The organism is Nocardioides pini (genome assembly GCF_026712185.1).
Lineage (GTDB): Bacteria > Actinomycetota > Actinomycetes > Propionibacteriales > Nocardioidaceae > Nocardioides > Nocardioides pini.
Window position 1 is genome coordinate 136,407 of sequence record NZ_JAPPUX010000006.1, and the last position, 7,017, is coordinate 143,423.

Annotated in this window: 7 protein-coding genes; 3 read left to right on the plus strand and 4 right to left on the minus strand. The window is 71.0% G+C overall.

Annotated elements, in window-relative coordinates; all coding sequences use genetic code 11:
- Positions 1-36 precede the first annotated feature (36 nt).
- The 4 genes from sufB to NYO98_RS20460 all read right to left on the minus strand — a co-directional run bounded on the left by sufB (position 37) and on the right by NYO98_RS20460 (position 4,079).
- Positions 37-1,455, minus strand: coding sequence for a Fe-S cluster assembly protein SufB (gene sufB, locus NYO98_RS20445; protein WP_268113708.1), 1,419 nt, complete (start codon positions 1,453-1,455; stop codon positions 37-39).
- Positions 1,452-2,135, minus strand: coding sequence for a helix-turn-helix transcriptional regulator (locus NYO98_RS20450; protein ID WP_407673961.1), 684 nt, complete (start codon positions 2,133-2,135; stop codon positions 1,452-1,454). Before NYO98_RS20450 ends, sufB begins: the two co-directional genes overlap by 4 nt.
- Before the next feature lie 91 nt (positions 2,136-2,226).
- Complete coding sequence (locus NYO98_RS20455) at positions 2,227-3,051, minus strand: ABC transporter permease (RefSeq protein WP_268113710.1); 825 nt, start codon at positions 3,049-3,051, stop codon at positions 2,227-2,229.
- Positions 3,048-4,079 (minus strand): ATP-binding cassette domain-containing protein, encoded by a 1,032-nt coding sequence (locus NYO98_RS20460; RefSeq protein ID WP_268113711.1) that lies wholly within the window; start codon positions 4,077-4,079, stop codon positions 3,048-3,050. The genes NYO98_RS20455 and NYO98_RS20460 overlap by 4 nt, the downstream gene beginning before the upstream one ends.
- Before the next feature lie 64 nt (positions 4,080-4,143).
- Here NYO98_RS20460 and NYO98_RS20465 point away from each other — a divergent pair, with 64 nt between their 5' ends.
- From NYO98_RS20465 to NYO98_RS20475, 3 genes are read left to right on the plus strand one after another with little or no spacing between them, the layout of a single operon-like run.
- Positions 4,144-5,142: an ABC transporter ATP-binding protein gene (locus NYO98_RS20465; RefSeq protein WP_268113713.1), complete on the plus strand. Its 999-nt coding sequence runs from the start codon at positions 4,144-4,146 to the stop codon at positions 5,140-5,142.
- Positions 5,139-5,942 carry an ABC transporter permease gene (locus NYO98_RS20470; RefSeq protein WP_268113715.1) on the plus strand — a complete coding sequence of 268 codons (804 nt, stop codon included), beginning with the start codon at positions 5,139-5,141 and terminating at the stop codon, positions 5,940-5,942. The genes NYO98_RS20465 and NYO98_RS20470 overlap by 4 nt, the downstream gene beginning before the upstream one ends.
- Positions 5,942-6,877 (plus strand): COX15/CtaA family protein, encoded by a 936-nt coding sequence (locus tag NYO98_RS20475; protein ID WP_268113716.1) that lies wholly within the window; start codon positions 5,942-5,944, stop codon positions 6,875-6,877. Before NYO98_RS20470 ends, NYO98_RS20475 begins: the two co-directional genes overlap by 1 nt.
- Positions 6,878-7,017 lie beyond the last annotated feature (140 nt).

Sequence of the window (7,017 nt, forward strand, 5' to 3'; positions counted from 1 at the left end):
CGGTCGCTTCGCTCCCGCCGCGTGCGCACCGGATCATCAGCCGACCGCGCCCTCCATCTGCAGCTCGATGAGGCGGTTGAGCTCGAGGGCGTACTCCATCGGCAGTTCCTTGGCGATGGGCTCGACGAAGCCGCGCACGATCATCGCCATCGCCTCGTCCTCCTCCATGCCGCGCGACATGAGGTAGAACAGCTGGTCGTCGGAGACCTTGGAGACGCTCGCCTCGTGGCCCATGGACACGTCGTCCTCGCGGATGTCGACGTAGGGGTAGGTGTCGCTGCGGCTGATCTGGTCGACCAGCAGCGCGTCGCACAGCACGTTGGACTTCGAGCCGTGGGCGCCCTCGTTGACCTGGATGAGCCCGCGGTACGACGTACGCCCGCCGCCGCGCGCCACCGACTTGCTCAGGATGGACGACGAGGTGTGCGGCGCGGCGTGCACCATCTTTGCGCCGGCGTCCTGGTGCTGGCCCTCGCCGGCGAACGCGATGGACAGCGTCTCGCCCTTGGCGTGCTCGCCCATGAGGTAGACGGCGGGGTACTTCATGGTGACCTTGGAGCCGATGTTGCCGTCGACCCACTCCATCGTCGCGCCGGCCTCGCAGGTCGCGCGCTTGGTGACGAGGTTGTAGACGTTGTTCGACCAGTTCTGGATGGTCGTGTAGCGGACGCGGGCGCCCTTCTTGACGACGATCTCGACGACCGCGGAGTGCAGGGAGTCCGAGGAGTAGATCGGCGCGGTGCAGCCCTCCACGTAGTGCACGTAGGAGTCCTCGTCGGCGATGATCAGCGTCCGCTCGAACTGGCCCATGTTCTCGGTGTTGATGCGGAAGTAGGCCTGCAGCGGGATGTCGACGTGCACGCCCTTCGGCACGTAGATGAACGACCCACCCGACCACACCGAGGTGTTGAGCGCGGCGAACTTGTTGTCACCGACCGGGATGACGGTGCCGAAGTACTCCTTGAAGAGCTCCTCGTGCTCCTTCAGCGCGGTGTCGGTGTCGACGAAGATGACGCCCTTCTCCTCGAGGTCCTCGCGGATCGAGTGGTAGACGACCTCGGACTCGTACTGGGCGGCGACGCCGGCGACGAGGCGCTGCTTCTCCGCCTCGGGGATGCCGAGCTTGTCGTAGGTGTTCTTGATGTCCTCGGGCAGGTCGTCCCACGAGGTCGCCTGCTTCTCCGAGGAGCGCACGAAGTACTTGATGTTGTCGAAGTCGATCGTCGACAGGTCGGAGCCCCAGGTCGGCATCGGCTTGCGGTGGAAGAGCTTGAGCCCCTTGAGGCGCAGGTCGAGCATCCACTGCGGCTCGGACTTCTTCGAGGAGATGTCGCGCACGACCTCCTCGTTGAGGCCGCGCGTGGCGGTGGCACCCGCGGTGTCGGAGTCGGACCAGCCGAACTCGTACTTGCCGATGCCCTTGAGCTCCGGATTGAGTTCTTCGATGGAGGTCATGCCTTCTCCTTCTTCGGGGTCTGGGGGATGCACGTGGTGCACACGCCGTCGCCGTGGGCGATGGTCGCCAACCGCTGGACGTGGGTGCCGAGCACGGAGGCGATCGCCTCGGTCTCGGCCTCGCAGAGCTGCGGGAACTCGTGGGCGACGTGGGAGACCGGGCAGTGCTGCTGGCACAGCTGCTCCCCCACGACCGGGAGCTCGCGCACCGATGCGGCGTAGCCGTTCTGGGTGAACACCCGCGCCAGCGCCTCGGCGGGGGTCAGGTCGGGGTCGACCGCCATGACGGCGGCGTAGTCGCGCTCGACGAACGCGACCCGGCGCCGCGCGAACTCGACCACGGCGTCCTCGCCCTGCGTCTCGGCCAGGAACCGCATGGCCTGCACGGCGAGGTCGTCGTACTGCTGGTCGAAGCTGTCGCGGCCGGCCTCGGTGAGGGCGAAGACCTTCGCGGGCCGGCCCCGTCCGCGGGTGCCGTAGACCTTCTGGTCACGCGACTCCACGACCCCCTCGTCGGCGAGGTGGTCGAGGTGGCGGCGCACGGCGGCGGGCGTGAGGTCGAGGCGGAGGGCCAGGTCGGCCGCGGTCGAGGGACCGTTCTCGAGGATCGTGCGGGCCACGCGGTCGCGCGTGGGCGCATCGCCCTCACGCTGAGCCGTCGACGTCCTCACGAATTCCACAACGCCAGTGTGTCGTTATTGCTTCCCGCCGTTCAAGCAAGGGTCGCCTAAGTGACCTGCCCCACCGCGCACCGTCGGGCCGGCCGCCGGCTCAGTCCGCGGTGCGGGCGCGGAAGGTGCGGATGGCCAGCGGCGCCACGACCGCGGTGATCAGGACGATCCAGCCGATCGTGAACGGGATCGGGTGGTGCATCGGGAACGCCGCTCCCTCGGCCAGCGGCTGGTCGTTGCCCCACAGCACGCGGACGGCCTGGGTCAGCGAGGAGATCGGGTTCCACTCGGCAATGAATCGCAGGACCGTCGGCATCTGGTCGGTCGGCGCGAACGTGTTGGCCAGGAAGGTGATCGGGAACATCGTCGCGAACATGACGCCGTTGACCGCCTCGACCGAGCGCATCGCGGAGCCGACCCAGATGCCCACCCAGATCATCGCGAACCCCCAGCCGAGCAGGAGGACGTAGCCGAGGGCCGCCTGGAAGACATCGGTGTGGATGCGCCAGCCGATCAGCAGGCCCGTGAGCGACATGACGACGAGGCCGATCGAGGCGTGGGCGAGGCTCGAGATGCTGCGGCCCACCAGCACGGCCGCCGGGTTGATCGGCAGCGACCGCATGCGGTCGACGATCCCCTTGTCGAGGTCGGCGGTGAGCCCGACGGCGACGATGAACGAGGCGAAGGCGACGGTCTGCGCCATGATCCCCGGGAGCAGGAAGGCGCGGTAGCCGGCGGGCGTCGCGACCTCGATCGACGAGCCGAAGACGAAGGCGAACAGCAGCACGAACATGACCGGCTGGATGGTCACGTCCATCAGCATCTCGGGCATGCGCCGGATGTGGAGGAAGTTGCGGCGGGCGATGGCCCACGACTGGGCCGGCAGCCCGGTGGGGCGGATCTCGGGTCGCTCGAGCGTGGTCATCGGGCCCTGCCTCCTGCGGTCTGGTCGACGTGGTCTGCGTGATCCACGGGGTCCGTGGGGTCGTCCTCGACCCCTGCGTCGGGCTCCTGCTCGGCGCGGTGCCCGGTCAGGTGGAGGAACACGTCGTCGAGGCTCGGGCGCTTGAGGCCGATGTCGTCGAGCACGATGCCGCTCTCGTCGAGGATGCCGGCCACGCGCGTCATGTGGGCCAGGCCCTCCGACGGCGCCGTCAGCTGACGCGCACCCACGTCGACGTGCACCTCGCGCACGTGGGGGCGCAGCAGCGCCTCGGCGGTCTGGAGGTCGCCGGAGTAGGACACCGTGACGACGAGCGCGGCGGCCCCGGACTGGTCCTTCAGCTGCAGCGGCGTGCCCTCGGCGATGACCATCCCGCGGTCGATGACCACGATGTTGTCGGAGAGCTGGTCGGCCTCCTCGAGGTACTGCGTGGTCAGCAGCAGGGTGGTGCCGTCGGCGACGAGCTCGCGGAGCACCTCCCACAGCTCCACCCGCGAGCGCGGGTCGAGGCCCGTCGTCGGCTCGTCGAGGAACAGCACGGGCGGTGTCGCGATCAGGCTGACCGCGAGGTCGAGCCGTCGCCGCATGCCGCCGGAGTACGTCTTCGCCGTGCGGTCGCCCGCGTCGGTGAGGGAGAAGCGCTCGAGCAGCTCGTCGCTGGCCCGCCGGACGTAGGCCGGGTCGAGGCCGTAGAGGCTGCCGATCAGGCGCAGGTTCTCCCGGCCCGTCAGGAGCTCGTCGACCGTCGCCGCCTGGCCGGTCAGGCCCATGCTGCGTCGGACCGCGGCAGGGTCGGTCAGGATGTCGTGGCCGGCGACGCGCCCGGTGCCCGCCGTCGGGCGGGTCAGGGTGGTCATCATCCGGACGGTGGTCGTCTTGCCGGCGCCGTTGGGCCCGAGCAGGCCGAGCACCGAGCCTTCGGGCACGACGAAGGACACCCCGTCGACGGCCACCGTGTCACCGAAGTGCTTGACGAGGCCCTCGGCCTCGATCGCATGGGATCGCGTCATGCCGACCACGCTAGCCGCGGGTACCGACAGCCACCCGTGGAGGAGGCGCACCTAGAATCGGGACGTGCCATCCGCCTCCCCTGCCGTCGAGATCGACGGCCTGGTGATGGCGTACGGCGACAAGGTGGCCGTCGACGGGTTGTCGCTCGAGGTGGCGCGGGGCTCGATCACCGCGGTGCTCGGGCCGAACGGCGCCGGCAAGACGACGACGCTCGAGACGTGTGAGGGCTATCGCGTGCCGCAGCGGGGCACCGTCCGGGTGCTCGGGCTCGACCCGCGGCGCGACCGTGCGGACCTGCTCCCGCGCATCGGCGTCATGCTGCAGAGCGGTGGAGCCTGGAGCGGCGTGCGCGCCGTGGAGATGCTTGAGCACATGTCCTCGCTGCACGCGCACCCGCTGGACACGGGGATGCTCGTGGACCGGCTGGGCCTGGCCGACTGCGGCCGGACCCCCTACCGCCGTCTCTCGGGCGGGCAGAAGCAGCGGCTCGGCCTCGCGATCGCGCTGGTCGGCCGTCCGGAGCTGGTGTTCGTGGACGAGCCCACGGCCGGCATGGACCCGCAGGCCAGGCGTACGACGTGGGAGATGCTCGAGGAGGTGCGCGCCGACGGCGTCACCGTCGTGCTGACGACCCACCACATGGACGAGGCCGAGCACCTCGCCGACCGCATCCACATCATCGACCGCGGCACGCTGATCGCCTCCGGCACCCCGGCCGAGCTGACCCGGGGCGGTCGCTCGGCGACCATCCGCCTGGTGGTCAATCGGCCGTTCCCCGACGGCGCACCCGAGTCGCTCCGCGCCGAGCTGGGACCGCTCACCGAGGTGCGCCAGCTCGACGAGGTCAGCATGCTCATCCACGGTCCGGCCGATGCCTCCACGCTCGGCCGCGTCTCGCGCTGGTGCGAGACGCACGGCGTGCTGCCCCAGACGCTCACGCTCGGCCAGCGCACCCTCGAGGACGTCTTCCTCGAGCTCACCGGTCGGGAGCTGGACACACCCCACGACGTCCTCCTCCCCCGCCCCGCTCCTCCCAACAGCGCCGCGGGGACCCCTTCATGAGCACCGTCGACTCCCGCGCGACCGGCACGTTCGCGCCCGCTCCGGGCGGGTCCGGGCTCCGCCGGATGGTGCTGGCGCAGGCCCGCATGGAGGCGCGGCTGCTGCTGCGCAACGGCGAGCAGCTGCTGCTCGCGATCGTCATCCCGGTGATCGTGCTGCTGGGCGGCGTCGCCGCCGCGGGTCGGCTCGGCAGCACCTTCGAGGGGCACGCCCCGGTCGACCTCCTGACCCCGGGAGTCCTGGCCCTGGCGGTCATGTCGACGTCCTTCACCTCCGTGGCCATCGCCACCGGCTTCGAGCGTCGCTACGGCGTGATCAAGCTGCTGGGCTCCTCCCCCCTCCCGCGGCACGGCCTGCTCCTGGGCAAGGTGCTGGCCCTGCTCGTCGTCGTCGCCCTGCAGCTCGTCGTGCTCGTCGGCGTCGCGCTGGCCCTGGGCTGGGAGCCGTCGCCGGCCGACCCACCGCGCACGGTGCTCGGCCTGGTGCTGGCGGTCGGGCTCGGCACCGCGGCCTTCGCGTCCCTCGGGCTCCTCGTCGCCGGCGCCCTGCGCGCCGAGGCGACCCTCGCGCTGGCCAACCTCGTCTACCTCCTGCTCATGGTCGGTGGTGGCGTGGTGCTGCCGACGAGTGCCTACGGCACCGCGGGCGGGGTGATCCAGTGGCTGCCGTCCGGTGCGCTCGGCGAGGCGATGCGCTCCGCCCTCGTGCACGCCTCGATCGACGGCCGCTCCCTGCTCGTGCTCGCCACGTGGGCGCTGGTGGGCGCCCTGCTCACGGCCAAGACCTTCAGGTGGGAATGATGGGACGCACCCTGCTCGACCGCCTCGCGCGGTTCCTCTGGCCGCTCGCGGTGGCCAACCTGCTCGCCAACATCGGCATCGTCGTCACCGGGGCCGCCGTCCGGCTCACCGGGTCCGGGCTGGGCTGCCCGACGTGGCCGCGCTGCACCGACGCGTCGTACGTCGCGCACGGCGAGCTGGGGATGCACGGCGCCATCGAGTTCGGCAACCGGCTGCTGACCTTCGTCCTCGCCGCCGTCGCGGTGCTGTGCTTCCTGGCCGCCCTCGGGGCGCGGCACCGTCGCGCCACCCGGCTGGCGTTCGCGATCGGCCTGGGCATCCCGCTGCAGGCGGTGCTCGGCGGCATCACGGTGCTGACCGACCTCAACCCCTGGGTCGTCGCGGGTCACTTCCTGCTGTCGATGGCGCTCATCATGCTCTGCGTGGCGCTCGTCGACGAGCTGCGCAGTCCCACGCGCGGGATGGCCCCTCCGCTGCTGCGCGCCCTGGCGTGGGCGACCTTCGCGTCCGGCTGGGTGGTCCTCTACCTCGGCACCGTCGTGACGGGCGCCGGGCCGCACGCCGGTGACACCGACTCCCCCCGCAACGGCCTCGACCCGGCGACGGTGTCGCAGGTCCACGCCGCGTCGGTCTACGTCCTCGTCGCGCTCACGGTCGCCCTGCTGGTCGCCGCGCTGCGCGGCGGGCACCGGTGGCTGGCGCGCGTGACGGGGATCGTGCTCCTCATCGAGGTGCTGCAGGGCGTGCTCGGCTGGGTGCAGTACTGGCTCGACCTGCCCGTGGGCCTCGTCGCCCTGCACATGCTCGGCGCCGGTCTCCTGGCTGCCGGCCTGGCCCGCATCGCGCTCGCGGTGCTGCCCCACCGGGGCGCCGACGAGGCCCGGGCCGATGGCGCGCCCCAGCCGCACGCGGCCACGCGCATCGGTCCCTCGTAGGACCGACGGCACCGCCGCCTAGGTGTACCCGGCCATGAGGTCGGTAGCAGCGAGCCTGCTTGAACGAACGAGAACCCCCGAATGGGATGTGGCTTGTCGAAGGCCCACTCCAACCCGGAGGTTCTCGTGTCCCACGGTAG